Consider the following 12,471-nt stretch of genomic DNA (forward strand, 5'->3'; position numbering starts at 1 on the left):
ACTCCGGTTCAGCCGGTAAATGCTCCACCCGCTGCCGGTGGTCCACATGTTCGCCCACCACGACCCGTCATTCCACCACAGCTTGCTCTGCGGTTTATCCGCCGTCGGCGGGTTACTCACACCCGAATACGTGATGCTGGGCGTGCCGACCGTGGCCGCATGGGCCGGGCCGGAGACACCCACCAAACCCCCCGCGGCGACGACGGACAGAACAAGCAAACGGCTGAACCAACGGAGCAGTGTTTTCATCTTCTCGTAGTTTCTCTAGGGCGATGAAAGTCATCCGGACGATGAAATGCACCCATCCGGGATCAACTACGGCCCAGCCCGGCCCCCATGGCTATGGCCAGCGAAACTGCGTGTCAAAGGAGGGAAGCCCGGCTTCGCAACTCCTGCGCGATGTAGTCCATCATGCGTCAGGGCACTCCAAGAAACCTTGGAAATACCTGTGGCGAACCGCCCAATTTGGGGGGCCGCGGTCAATGTGCGCGGTCAATGCCCGCGCACGCAGGGGCTATGCGGGCTTCGCGACGGAACGCGCCCGAGGGGCCGCGCAGAACGCCTGCAGCCCGGAGATGAGCCCGAAGTAGCGGTCCGACTCCAAGGCGGCAAGTGCCTTCCCGTACGCCGCATCGTAGCCGGCACGCTGGGTATTTTCGGCCGGTCCAAAGGATAGGCCCAGCGCATTCAGCATTGGCAGGTCGTGGTTGGGCCCGTGAACGGGCCCGTCCACCATCGTGGCGTGGCGCAGCGGACCCACGGCGTTGACCACCCATTTGAGTTCGGCCCGGAGGCTTTTGACTGCGGCCTTTTTGAAGAGTTTGCGGTGGTCCTCGAGGAGGGACCGTGATCGGCGGGCGGCGGACCTCATTTTCCGGGCTGCGGCCGGTGAGCCGGCCCGCACTCCCGGGTCCTGGGCGAGCAGCTCGGCGAGCTGTTCAGCGAGGAGTGCTGCGATCGCGTCGATTTCCCGAGCCGCGGGAACGGCTCGGGGCGCTTCGTCCGGTTTCTGGGCATCCGTCATGGTGAACGGCCCTCAACCGCGGCTCGACGTCCCGGCCGCTAACCGGCAACCGGGAACGGGGGCGGGACATCCGCCGGAAGTTCCAGTGCCGGCGCGCGGGTGATCTCCAGTTCGGAGTGGTCAAGCAGCCTGCGGCCACCCGTGAGCGTGTCCATGATCCACAGCAGCCCCTGGTTGTGGGCCACATCCGTGACGGTGCCCCGGTGCAGCAGTCGCCCGCCGCGGCGTGCTTCAACAACGTCACCGGGCGAGAGGTCTTCGCCCGCAGTGGCCGCGAATTCTTCCTGAGTGGTCATCGTGGATTCCCTTCCAGGTAATCGGCATCCGATCCCAGTTTGCTCTCGGAAGATTTCGGCACGGTGTACGCAGGATGGCTTTTCGGCTGTTTTCCGGCCGCGGAAACTCAGGCGGTCACTGATGCCCGGCGGCGGTGGTGCCGAACATCAGGGTCCGGCGGGGCACGTCGTAGAACACCGTTTCCGACGTCGACAGCAGGTGCTGCAGGTTGTCGGCGTCCTGGGAGTCGAGGGTGAGAACTTCCTCCCAGGCCCCCTGGTCAAGGACCAGCTGTAGGGTCCAGGTTCCAGGCCGGCCGGGCTCGCCTGCCACCCAGCTGAACTGGTAATGGTTGACTTGGCGGACCTTGATGCTCCCGTCGGTCACGGGCTGCTTGGGGGTGGGGCTCATCATTTCCTCCTGGACCATGCATGCGTGTTCCGGGAGCCGCGGCTGCGGCATCCCACCAAGCAATGTAGACCCAGTCCTTGGGCGGGACCAGCCCCAATCAGTGTTGGACGGGCACTATGAGCACGGGCCACTGTCTGCGGCTGGCCAGGGTTCCCCAGACGGACCCCGAGAGGAGCCTGTCCACCCACGCCGCGGCTCCGGGCCGGTCGGCGCCCACGATCACCAATGACGCCCCGGTGCTCTCCGCCAGGCGGCCGAGGGCTTTGGGAACGTCACCGTTGAGCACGCGGAAGGACCAGCTGTCGCCGGGCTTCCCGAGGATGGCTTCAAGGCCCCGCAACAGTTCCCCGGACGGAAAATCGGCCTCCTCATTGGTCGCCGGATCCAGGGAATGAGCCGTTCGCTCGCCGCTCGGATCCCACTCCGTCAGGTAGCTGGCCGGATCCACGAAGGCGCACACGAGATGCTGTCCCAGTGCGCCCGCGAGGCCGGCTGCAGTGCGGACGAGGTGCTCCGGGAAATTCCAGTCGACGCCAAGCACGAGCGTCATGCTTAGATCCCGGTGAGCTCCGTATGGAGCGCCTGCACGCGGGACTTGATGTCGTCCCGGACCAGGCGCATGCGCTCCATGCCTTCGATCCCGCGCGCGGACGGCTCGTCCGTTTCCCAGAACTCGAAGCGGGTGCCCTCACGCGGCTCAAGATTCGCTTCGGTGCCGAGGACAACCACGACGTCGGCCGCCGCCAGCGCCTCGTCGGTCACCGCTTTGGGGTGTTCACCTGTGATGTCGATGCCGAGCTCGGCCAGGGAGTCCACGGACTGCGGATTCAGCGACGTGGCCGGTTTGGTGCCCGCGGAGAAGACGGTAACGGACCCGCCGGCGAGCTGCTTCATCAGCCCGGCTGCGAGTTGGGATTTGCCGCCGTTCTTGCTGCATACGAACAGGACACTCGGGGCCTTCGGGGTTTCGGTCATGCTTCTGGTCCTCTTTCTGGTCGGTTTTCTGGCGGGTCGCCGGTGGTTCAGTTGCTGCCCGAGCGGCCATGGGCCAGGCCGGTGGGGAAACCCACCAGCACCGGCTCCGGTGTACCGCAGCAGCCGCTGTCGGCGGCCTCGGTTGTCGCTGCAGCTGTCGCCGTTGCGGGGACGTCGCAGCTCGTGCCGGCGTCGGTGGAGCACACGCCGGTCTCGGGCAGTTCGAGCTGGACGGTGTTGGCGGCTTCGTGGTCTCCGGCGAGGGCGGCCACAACGGAGCGGACCTGTTCGTAGCCGGTGGCCAGCAGGAAGGTGGGGGCCCGGCCGTAGGACTTCATGCCCACGATGTAGAAGTCCTTGTCAGGGTGGGCCAGCAGGCTGGCGCCGTGCGGGGCCACCGTTCCGCAGGAGTGGAATTCGGGGTCGATCAGCGGGCCCAGTTCCACCGGCGCCTCGACGGTCGGGTCGAGGTTGAGGCGCAGTTCCCGGAGGATGTCCAGGTCCGGGCGGAATCCGGTGCAGGGCACCACCACGTCGGCCTCCAGTGTGCGGCCGTCGACGGCGGTGAGGGTCACGGCCGGACCGCCGACGGCGGCGGGTGACGTCCCGCCGTCGTGCCCTGTGAGGGAGGCGACGCCGAAGCCGGTGTGCAGTTCGATGCTTCCCGCCTCAACGAGCCGGCGCAGCCGGGCGCCGAGCTGGCCGCGGGCCGGCAGTCCGTCGGCGTTCCCGCCGCCGTAGGCCTTCTCGGCGGACGCGCCGCGGACGGCCCACAGGATCCGCGTGCCGGGTTCCGCCTTGGCCAGGTCGGCCAGGCTGATGAGCGTGTTGGCGGCGGAGTGTCCGGCGCCGACCACGAGGACGCGGCGGCCCGCGAAGGATGCCCGGTCCCTGTCCAGGACGTCCGGCAGCGGGGAAGAAATGGAGGACGCAAGAGCGGCTTCGCCGAGGGCCGGGAGCCCCGACGTGCCCAGCGGGTTGCGGGCGGACCAGGTGCCGGAGGCGTCGATCACCGCGGCGGCGGGATAGTCCCGGACCTCGCCGCCTTGGTGCTCGACGCGGACCAGGAAGGGGGTGGTGTCGCGGTCCCGGAGGTGCGTCTTGTCCAGCCCGTTGCGGGTCACGGCCACCACGCGGGAGCCTGTGAGCAGCCGGGAGCTGATGGCCGGAAGGGCCGCGAGCGGTGTGAGGTAGCTGTCCACGAGTTCCCCGCCATAGGGCAGGGCAGTCGGTCGGGGAGATTCCCAGCCGGAGGCCTCGAGCAGGCGGACGGCAGCGGCGTCGACGTTGAACCGCCACGGTGAGAACAGCCGGATGTGGCGCCACTGCTCAATGGCGGCGCCCGCCGTCGGGCCTGCCTCGAAGACCAGAGGCTCGAGGCCGCGTTCGAGCAGGTGGGCTGCAGCCGCGAGGCCCACGGGGCCTGCGCCGATGACGGCGACGGGGAGGTTCGTCGTTGAATCCATGCTGTCCTCAGTTCTCATCGATTGGTGATTGTGGGGGCGGTGCCTGCCGGATCCCTTGTGGGGCCCGGCAGGCGGCGGGGTTAGCAGCAGCCCTGCTGGTCATCCGGGCAGTCGTCGCAGCAGCCTGAGTCGCCGCAGCATCCGGTGTTCATACAGCTCACCTCCTCCCGCGTTCGGGGTGGTTAGGCGTGGGTGGGTTCCTCCACCAGCGCCGTGGCGATGCTGTCGGCGTCGTCCAGCGCCGCGAGGTAGCGTTCTGCGTCGAGGGCCGCGGCGCAGCCGGTGCCGGCGGCGGTGATGGCCTGGCGGTAGCGGTGGTCCACGGCGTCGCCGCACGCGAACACGCCGGTCAGGTTGGTGCACGTGGTGGGGGAGTCCACCCTGATGTAGCCCTCGCCGTCCAGCTCCACCTGGCCGGCCACCAGCTCGGTGCGCGGCACGTGCCCGATCGCCACGAAGATGCCGGTGGCGTCCTGTTCCCGGGTTTCGCCGGTGCGGGTGTCCTTCAGCGTCACGCCGCTAACTTTGCCGTCGCCGTGGATGGCGCTGACGGCCGAGTGCCAGGCGAAGCTGATCTTGGGGTTGTCCTTGGCGCGCTGGGCCATGATCCGGGAGGCCCGCAGTTCGCCCTTGCGGACCACGATGGTGACGGTCTTGCCGAAGCGGGTCAGGAAGGTGGCTTCCTCCATGGCGGAGTCGCCGCCGCCGACCACGATGATGTCCTGGTCGCGGAAGAAGAAGCCGTCGCAGGTGGCACACCACGAGACGCCGTGGCCGCTGAACTTCTTCTCCTCGGGCAGGCCCAGCTCCTTGTAGGCGGATCCGGTGGCGAGGATGACGGCGGGCGCCTCGTGGGTCTCGCCGGCGCCGGTGACGACGCGCTTGAGGTGCCCCTTCAGCTGGACGTCCGTGACGTCGTCGAACACCACCTGGGCGCCGAAGCGCTCGGCCTGCTGCTGCAGTCCGTCCATGAGCTCGGGGCCCTGGATGCCTTCCGGGAAGCCGGGGAAGTTTTCCACCTCGGTGGTGTTCATCAGGGCGCCGCCGGCGGTGACGGAGCCGGCCAGGACCAGTGGATTGAGGCCGGCGCGGGCCGCGTAGATCGCGGCGGTGTAGCCGGCGGGGCCGGATCCGATGATGATCAGCTGGTGGGTGGCCACGTTCTTAGGCTCGGCGTTCTCCGGCTTGGGGGTCTTGGTGCTCACTGCTGGCTCCTTTTCCTCGGGCTCGTTCAACTCAGTCTCGTTCAACGGAATGCTGTTACTGGGCGTCGGCGTGACGGGCGGGCAGCAGCTCGGTGATCAGGCCCTCGATGCGGCCCTTGATGTCGTCGCGGATGGGGCGGACGGACTCCACGCCCTTGCCTGCGGGGTCCTCGAGGACCCAGTCCTCGTAGCGCTTGCCGGGGAAGTAGGGGCATTCGTCGCCGCAGCCCATAGTGATCACCACATCGGAGTCCTTGACGGCCTCGCTGGTGAGGACCTTGGGAATCTCGGCCGACATGTCGATGCCGAGTTCGGCCATGGCCTCCACCGCGGCAGGGTTGATCTTGTCCGCAGGCTGGGAGCCTGCCGAGCGGACCTCGATCTGGCCCTTCGCGAGGGTGGTGAGGAATGCGGCGGCCATCTGGGAGCGGCCGGCGTTGTGCACGCAGACGAACAGGACGGACGGCTTCTTGGCGGCTTCGGTGGTCATTGCGGGGACTCCTGCGTGTGGAAATCGGGTGTGCGGGCCGGGTCAGGCGGAAAGCGGGCTGGAGCTGAAGTAGCGCTTGCGGGCCCAAAGGGCCGCGTACACAAGTGCAACAAGGACGGGGACTTCAATCAAGGGCCCGACGACGCCGGCCAGGGCCTGCCCGGACGTCACACCGAAGGTGCCGATCGCCACGGCGATGGCCAGTTCGAAGTTGTTGCCCGCGGCGGTGAAGGCCAGCGTGGTGGTTTTCGCGTATCCCAGGTCCAGCCACCTTCCGAGCAGCATGCCCGCGCCGAAGACCACCACGAAGTAGACCAGCAGCGGCAGCGCGATGCGGACCACGTCCAGCGGGCGGGACGTGATGGTGCCGCCCTGGAGTGCGAACAGCAGGGTGATGGTGAAGAGCAGGCCATAGAGCGCCCACGGGCCGAGCTTCGGCAGGAAGGCGGCTTCGTACCATTCGCGGCCCCGGGCCCGTTCGCCCAGGGTCCGGGTCAGGAAGCCGGCGAGCAACGGAATGCCGAGGAAGACCAGGACGGAGCCGGTGATGGCCCAGAAGGAGAAGTCCGCACTGGTGGTGGGCAGGCCCAGCATGGAGGGCAGCAGCTGGAGATAGAACCAGCCCAGGGCACCGAAAGCAATGACCTGGAACACGGAGTTGATAGCCACCAGCACGGCCGCGGCCTCGCGGTCACCGCAGGCGAGGTCGTTCCAGATCATCACCATGGCGATGCAGCGTGCCAGTCCCACGATGATCAGCCCGGTGCGGTACTCGGGCAGGTCCGGGATGAAGATCCAGGCCAGGGCGAACATGAACGCCGGAGCCAGCACCCAGTTCAGCACCAGGGACGTGATCATGAGGCGGCGGTCGCCCACCACGCGGCGGGTCTGGTCGTACCGGACCTTCGCCAGCACCGGGTACATCATCACCAGGAGCCCGACGGCGATCGGCAGCGAGACCTCGCCGACCTTCACGGCCTCAAGGGCAGTGCCAAGGCCTGGGACGGTGCTGCCCAGCAGCAGGCCGAGGACCATGGCGGCGATGATCCAGACCGGGAGAAAACGGTCCAGGGTGGAGAGCTTGCCCGCGACGGCCGCCTCGGCGCGGGCTGGGGATGGCTGGGTCTGCGTGCTCACTGGGCTCCTGGTATTCCGTGGACAGTCCGGCGCTGATGGGTGCGCACCGGGCCGCTGATACATTGATGAGTGTCGATACAGGCAGTATCCCCGCCTATATCGATGAATGTCAATCTATGTGCATAATGGGTTCATGACCACTCAGCAGACCCTGCGCCCGGAAACGGAAAACCCCTTGGGGAGCCCCCTGGGGAACCTCCTGGGGGACGACGCCAGAGCCGGTGCCGACTGCTGTACGCCGGCAGGCCTGCCCGCGCTGAGCGCCGAGGATGCCCAGCGCCGCGCACTGGTCTTCAAGGCGCTCGCTGATCCCAACAGGCTCCGCCTGCTCTCCATCGTCAAGGCAGGCGAGTCGGGCGAGGCCTGCGTCTGCGATCTCACCGAGCCACTGGACCTGGGCCAGCCCACGGTGTCCCACCACCTGAAGATCCTGGTGGACGCCGGTCTGCTGCACCGCGAAAAGCGCGGCACATGGGCTTACTACTCTTTGGTGCCGGGGGCCCTGGAGTCGACGGCGGGACTGCTCGCCACGCTGTAACGCGCTCTGTCCGCCGGGCCGCCTCTGCCCGCGGGCCGCCTAGCTGTACTAGCCCGCCCGATCCAGCCGCCCGGCCGGATCATGGCCCGCCGAATCCAGCTGCCCAGGCAGCTCTCCCCAGTCGCACAGCGTGGCACGGGCATCGCCCTTGACGGCAGCTTCGACCAGTTGCGCTGCGACGGTGGCCAGCTTGACGTTGGAGTTCTGGCTCCGGGCGGAGAGGATCCCGAATGCCTCCACCGCCGTCACACCCAGGAGCCCCATGAGGACTCCCTTGGCCTGTTCGATCAATTCCCGGCTGGCGTAGGTGCCCCGGATGGCCTCAGCGGCTGCATGGCGGCTCGCCGCGTCGACTGCCCGGCTCACATCCACGGTGAAGCCCCGCAGTCCCGTGACATTGCCGGAGTCCCCGCACGCCTCTGCCGCGGTGAAGACGTGGTGTTCGCGGCCATGGCTGTCGATCACGCGGTGGAAGATGGCCTGCTGGCCTCCCCGGGCGCAGAGGTCGGCGATCAGCCTGCGAATGGGCGCCCGGTCCTCGGGATGCTTGTGCGCCATGAGCAGCTCAAGCGTTGGTACCACCTCGCCGGGGGTGTAGCCGTGGATTTGGAAGACTTCCTCCGACCAGTCCAGCCGGCCCGTGGCCACATCGAGATAGAAAGTCCCGGCAAGGCATTGTCCAGAGTCCGGGGGAAACGAATAGGCGCCAATTCCAAGCAGCATGGGTGCCTCCAACGTCGACGATGATGTCAGGGGATTTGGCGGCCGCCGGAGCGGCTCAGGAAGAACAGCAACACAGCAACAATCAGCAGGAACGGTGCCACCCACAGCAGGAAACCGACAGCCTCCACCGTTCCGCCAATGATCAGAAAGACCACCGCCACCGCGGCAACGGTCCACATTATCTTCTTCATCGCCGACACCAGTCCTGACCAACCCGGCCCGCCCGGTTGCGGGGATGAGCGACTATACATCCGGGGCGAAAAGGCACGCAAGCAAATTGCAGCTGAACGGAAAACCTGTAGAGACGGCCGTGGCCACCCCGCCCACAGGGTTTTCCCAACCCGCCTCCCACATAGTCATAAGTGCAACCACCGATGCTTCGGACTTCCGGATCCCGGTGCGAGACGCGCGGCAGGACGCGGTACCTGTGGCACCACGCGGATCGTACAGGAGCGCGGAGACGGGGCACCCGGGGCTGGCTGGGGGGCTCTGCCCACAGGGGCGTACGACGGCGGCACGGTTACCTTTGGGGGCCGCGCCGCCGTCGTACGCCGTTAACGGCAGCGAACCTCAGGCGGGTCGGCTGGCGGGCGGCGGTAGGATGTGCCAGTGGCTCACAGGGTTTCGACGGGCGGCGTCATAGCGTTTCGCCTGGGCGCCCATCACCTCACCGAGCGGCTGGGCGAGGGCGGGCTGCTCGACGCCGCCGGCCGATGCGGGATTCAGAACAGCCCGCCCGGATCGGCGCTGCTTGCCCTGCATGCCAGGGTGCGAAACCTCACGCAGGAACAGGTGGCCGACGCAGTTGCAGGGGAGAAGAGCCTGCTGCAGACCTGGTGCATGCGCGGCGCGCCGTTCTACTTCCCGGCCTCGGACGCGCCGGTATTCACCACCGGGGTGCTGCCGCCGACCGAGGCGGCGATGCGGCACCTTGTACCCGGCGTGGAGCAGGCGCTGAACAAACTTGGCATGAGCATGATCGAGGCGGTCCGGCTCACCGGCGCCGAGATCGGTGACGTGCTGTCCGGACGCAGGCTCGCCATCAACGAGCTGGGCGCCGAGATCGCCGCGCGGATTGCCCGCAGGCTCCCGAAGCGGCAACGCGACATCTGGCAGGAAGAAGGTCCCTACGCCCCGGGGCAGCCGCTCGGTGAGGGCGTGGTGCATTTCTGCGTGCGCATCCTCACGCTGCAGGGGGTGGTCTGTTTCGCGCCGCGTGCCGGGACCAAGGCACCGTTCGTTCTGGTCGACGAGTGGCTTGGCCATCCGATCCCGGACACCGACCCGGACCTCGCGCGCGCCGAGCTGCTTCGCCGCTACCTGCGCTGTTACGGACCGTCGACACGCGGCGACTTCGCCGCGTGGGCGGGGATCCATATCGGTGACACCGGGCCCTGGTGGAGCGTGGTCGAGGACGAGATGACGCAGGTCGAGTTCGGCGGCACGGCATGGATCCTCACCGAGGATCTCGACGCCCTGCGGTCGGCGCCGATGCCGAAGGGTGTCCGCCTGCTCCCGCCCCGTGACCCTTATACCCAGGTCCGCGACCGCGAAACGATCGTCGACAAGAAGTACCACCGGGAGGTGTGGAAGATGGTCGGTGAACCGGGCACGGTCCTCGCAGGCGGCAAAATCACGGGCACATGGCGTTCGCACAAGAGCGGGCGGAAGCTGGACATCACCATCAAGACATTCGGCTCGCTGCCAGACCGGGACAGGAAGTCACTGCAGGGTGAGGCCGAGCAGGTTGGACCGTTGCGGGGCGCGTCGTCCGTGGACGTCGAGTTCGACAGCTACTGAGCTTCGTGGCTGCCGCCACTGGCAGGCCTGCCGTGGGTTTAGGGCCGTGGGTGGCCTGGCGGGGGTTCAGGAGGGGACGTTCAGCCTGGCGAACCGGAGGACCGAGATGATGGCCGGGGCGAGTTCGTCCTCCATCTGGCGGTAGTAGTCGTCGCTGCGGCGGTAAGGATCGACGACGTCGTTGTCAGCCGCTTCGGGAGCCAGCGCCAGGTGCCGCACCGATGCCGCACGGGCCGGGAGTGCCCGCCAGAGCTCGGTGTTGGCACTGATCCGGTCGCTGTGATGGTTTCCGCCTGGCTGAATGCCGCCGCCCGCGTCCGGCGCCTCCCGTTCTTGGAGGACGTCGAGCATGCGTGCGAACTCGCGGATGGTGAAGGTGCGCTTGAGCAGGGACGCGTCGAGCTGGAGGACTTCTCCGCGGTGCGTCGAGCTCATGGTGAGGACCAGGTCCACCGGGCGCAGGATCTTGCCCGTCAGCTGCCGGGCGGCGAACCCTTCCGCGGTTCCGCCGAACGTGCGGATGATGTCTGCGGACGGCGGCTGCACGGGGTCGCCCACCAATGCACGCGTGCCCGCGCTGCGGACCTCGAAGCCGCCGGGCAGCACCTGGTCCAGCCCGGCCTGGAGCAGCCGTTCCGCCACAGGGGAGCGGCAAATGTTCCCTGTGCAAACGGTCAGTATCCGGACGGGTGCAGGCGATTCCACTGTTGATGCTCTTTCGATGGGAACGGGGATGGGATGGAGCGGACTATCTTCTCTCTCGAACCTAGCATTCACGCGGCGCCGGGAAGCAGGAGGCGCGGCGGCAACCCCCAGGTGGACCGGCGGACCGGAGCATAACTTAATGGATACCGGCTTCGCCTGGAGCATTTGTCGGCGCCGGACCGAACTGTTATTGCCAACAACGGTTCGACGTCAATCACCCCCGGCCTCGATCTCAGAGCGCCGCAGAACGGCACACTTAAGGGACCAATTTCCGTCCCCTGGGAGAGTGACATGCGCAGGACAGCGTCGTCCCGAGCCGCGGTTCCCGCGGCATTTGTTTTCGCCTTGATGCTCGCCGGATGCGGGCAACCGGCAGGGCCGCCGTCGCCGGGCACCGCTGCCGCTACGGATCCCGTCACGACCGTCACCGCCCCCTCCGTCGCCACTCCCGTCACGCCGGGCCCGACGCCGACGTCGGACGGGACACCGAGCGCGACCGGCGCCACTACACCGTCGGAGGCCTGGACGACCTACACGACGGCGGACGGCCAGCTCACGTTCGACCTGCCCGCAGCGTGGAGCGTTACGGATCCCGCGGGCGAATTGCCTGAAGGCGGCGGCGCGTTCGCGGAAATCAGGAACCAGGCCGGGAAGCCGCTGGCTACGCTCCGGACCAATATGGCCACCGGCTCCACGTGCATGGAACGGCACCAGTACTCCGTCCTGGACTCCCAGGAGCTGCCGGCTCTAACGCAGAACGGCCTCACACCGCGGTTCGTGTTCGAGTCCCGCGGCAGCGCAAAGGACCCGGGACCGGCGAACACTCCGGGCGCGGCCTACGGCATCGTGACCGGCCCGGCGCCGACGGGGGACACTGCGTGCCCCATCTTCCACTTCTTCACGTGGCCGCCCACAGCTGCCATGTTCGGGGCGTTCTATAACCCCGCCAACAACGTAACGCCCGGCGATCCGTCTTCGCCATATCTGGAGAAGGCGGAGCGGTATGCAGGCACGGACGAGTACCGGGATATCAAGCGGATGATTACCTCGCTGCGGCCGGCAGGCTAGCCGGGCCTGCTTGTAAGTGGCGCCAGGCATCGGGTGGCTGGATCCGGGAGTGCCGGGCACCGCGTGGCCTGATCTAGGAGGCACGGGCCAGTTGTTCGGCCTGGCTGGTTCCGGGCAACGGCGGTGCTGTGGAGTGGTAGGTGTGGCCGGTCGGGGTGCGGAGTTCGATGGTGTGCCGTGGGCCGGGCCGGGGTATGGCTTTCCAGCCCGGGGTTTCTTTGGTGTGGTTGCAGGCTTCGCAGAGCCCGGCTGCGTTTTCGAGGCTGGTGGTTCCGCCGTTGTGCCAGGGAACGATGTGGTCGTGGTGGCGGATGGGGGCGTCGCAGTAGGGAGTGCGGCAGGTGTCATCGCGGGCCTGGATGAAGCGCTTCAGCGGGGCCGGGAACAGGCGTGCCCGTGAGTCCATCGCGACGAGTTCGCCGGTTCCGGGGGCGGTGTAGAGCCGGCGGACCCAGACGCTGAGTTCCTCGCGGCTCGCCGGCTCGACAGCACCGGCCATCGTGCGTGCCCAGCCCGCCGGGACCACGCCGTAGCCGGGGATCCGTGCCGGCTCGGAGTCGCCCTGGAAGAGGGTGCGGTCGGTCATGATGAGCTGGATCTCGATGCCGGTGATCCCGCCGGGGGTGCCGGTGGTCCATTCGACCAGGTCATCG

At 67.7% G+C, this 12,471-nt stretch carries 16 protein-coding genes and 1 pseudogene; 3 read left to right on the top strand and 14 right to left on the bottom strand.

Annotated features, from left to right (window positions below):
• The 10 genes and pseudogenes from JYA52_RS00635 to arsB form a co-directional block, all read right to left on the bottom strand.
• Window positions 1–249: pseudogene (locus JYA52_RS00635) on the bottom strand (hypothetical protein); the annotation flags it as partial.
• Between the two features lie 265 nt (window positions 250–514).
• Window positions 515–1,024: a CHAD domain-containing protein gene (locus tag JYA52_RS00640; RefSeq protein ID WP_205651225.1), complete on the bottom strand. Its 510-nt coding sequence runs from the start codon at window positions 1,022–1,024 to the stop codon at window positions 515–517.
• A gap of 38 nt (window positions 1,025–1,062) precedes the next feature.
• On the bottom strand, window positions 1,063–1,320 hold the full coding sequence (locus JYA52_RS00645; protein WP_205651226.1) for a hypothetical protein: 258 nt from the start codon (window positions 1,318–1,320) through the stop codon (window positions 1,063–1,065).
• 115 nt (window positions 1,321–1,435) lie between these two features.
• The gene (locus JYA52_RS00650; RefSeq protein ID WP_205651227.1) at window positions 1,436–1,711 is read right to left on the bottom strand and encodes a hypothetical protein; all 276 of its coding nucleotides are present in this window, start codon (window positions 1,709–1,711) and stop codon (window positions 1,436–1,438) included.
• Window positions 1,712–1,808: 97 nt separating this feature from the next.
• Window positions 1,809–2,261, bottom strand: coding sequence for a universal stress protein (locus tag JYA52_RS00655; protein ID WP_205651228.1), 453 nt, complete (start codon window positions 2,259–2,261; stop codon window positions 1,809–1,811).
• A 2-nt stretch (window positions 2,262–2,263) separates the two neighbouring features.
• The gene (locus JYA52_RS00660) at window positions 2,264–2,686 is read right to left on the bottom strand and encodes an arsenate-mycothiol transferase ArsC (RefSeq protein ID WP_205651229.1); all 423 of its coding nucleotides are present in this window, start codon (window positions 2,684–2,686) and stop codon (window positions 2,264–2,266) included.
• Between the two features lie 47 nt (window positions 2,687–2,733).
• Window positions 2,734–4,152, bottom strand: coding sequence for an FAD-dependent oxidoreductase (locus JYA52_RS00665; protein ID WP_205651230.1), 1,419 nt, complete (start codon window positions 4,150–4,152; stop codon window positions 2,734–2,736).
• 182 nt (window positions 4,153–4,334) lie between these two features.
• Window positions 4,335–5,312 (bottom strand): thioredoxin-disulfide reductase, encoded by a 978-nt coding sequence (trxB, locus tag JYA52_RS00670; protein ID WP_205651240.1) that lies wholly within the window; start codon window positions 5,310–5,312, stop codon window positions 4,335–4,337.
• Between the two features lie 100 nt (window positions 5,313–5,412).
• A complete protein-coding gene (locus JYA52_RS00675; RefSeq protein WP_205651231.1) occupies window positions 5,413–5,847 on the bottom strand; it encodes an arsenate reductase ArsC in 435 nt (144 codons plus the stop codon).
• Between the two features lie 42 nt (window positions 5,848–5,889).
• Window positions 5,890–6,984: an ACR3 family arsenite efflux transporter gene (gene arsB, locus JYA52_RS00680; RefSeq protein ID WP_205651232.1), complete on the bottom strand. Its 1,095-nt coding sequence runs from the start codon at window positions 6,982–6,984 to the stop codon at window positions 5,890–5,892.
• A 133-nt stretch (window positions 6,985–7,117) separates the two neighbouring features.
• Between arsB and JYA52_RS00685 the strand changes: the two genes are divergently transcribed.
• Entirely contained in the window at window positions 7,118–7,522 is a 405-nt protein-coding gene (locus JYA52_RS00685; RefSeq protein ID WP_240459812.1) for an ArsR/SmtB family transcription factor, read from the top strand.
• A gap of 48 nt (window positions 7,523–7,570) precedes the next feature.
• Here JYA52_RS00685 and JYA52_RS00690 read toward each other — a convergent pair whose 3' ends face one another.
• Window positions 7,571–8,245 (bottom strand): PAS and ANTAR domain-containing protein, encoded by a 675-nt coding sequence (locus tag JYA52_RS00690; RefSeq protein WP_205651234.1) that lies wholly within the window; start codon window positions 8,243–8,245, stop codon window positions 7,571–7,573.
• Between the two features lie 26 nt (window positions 8,246–8,271).
• Window positions 8,272–8,436: a hypothetical protein gene (locus JYA52_RS00695; RefSeq protein ID WP_205651235.1), complete on the bottom strand. Its 165-nt coding sequence runs from the start codon at window positions 8,434–8,436 to the stop codon at window positions 8,272–8,274.
• A 418-nt stretch (window positions 8,437–8,854) separates the two neighbouring features.
• Here JYA52_RS00695 and JYA52_RS00700 point away from each other — a divergent pair, with 418 nt between their 5' ends.
• A complete protein-coding gene (locus JYA52_RS00700) occupies window positions 8,855–10,045 on the top strand; it encodes a winged helix DNA-binding domain-containing protein (RefSeq protein ID WP_307869268.1) in 1,191 nt (396 codons plus the stop codon).
• Window positions 10,046–10,111: 66 nt separating this feature from the next.
• On the opposite strand, the gene JYA52_RS00705 is transcribed toward JYA52_RS00700, so the two are convergent.
• Window positions 10,112–10,750 (bottom strand): arsenate reductase/protein-tyrosine-phosphatase family protein, encoded by a 639-nt coding sequence (locus JYA52_RS00705; RefSeq protein WP_205651237.1) that lies wholly within the window; start codon window positions 10,748–10,750, stop codon window positions 10,112–10,114.
• 291 nt (window positions 10,751–11,041) lie between these two features.
• On the opposite strand from JYA52_RS00705, the gene JYA52_RS00710 reads away from it, so the two are divergent.
• Window positions 11,042–11,818: a hypothetical protein gene (locus JYA52_RS00710; RefSeq protein ID WP_205651238.1), complete on the top strand. Its 777-nt coding sequence runs from the start codon at window positions 11,042–11,044 to the stop codon at window positions 11,816–11,818.
• Between the two features lie 73 nt (window positions 11,819–11,891).
• Here the strand turns inward: JYA52_RS00710 and JYA52_RS00715 are convergent.
• On the bottom strand, window positions 11,892–12,471 hold a 580-nt coding region (locus JYA52_RS00715; protein WP_205651239.1), incomplete at its 5' end, for an HNH endonuclease.

Source organism: Arthrobacter pascens (assembly GCF_017052465.1).
Classification (GTDB): domain Bacteria; phylum Actinomycetota; class Actinomycetes; order Actinomycetales; family Micrococcaceae; genus Arthrobacter; species Arthrobacter pascens.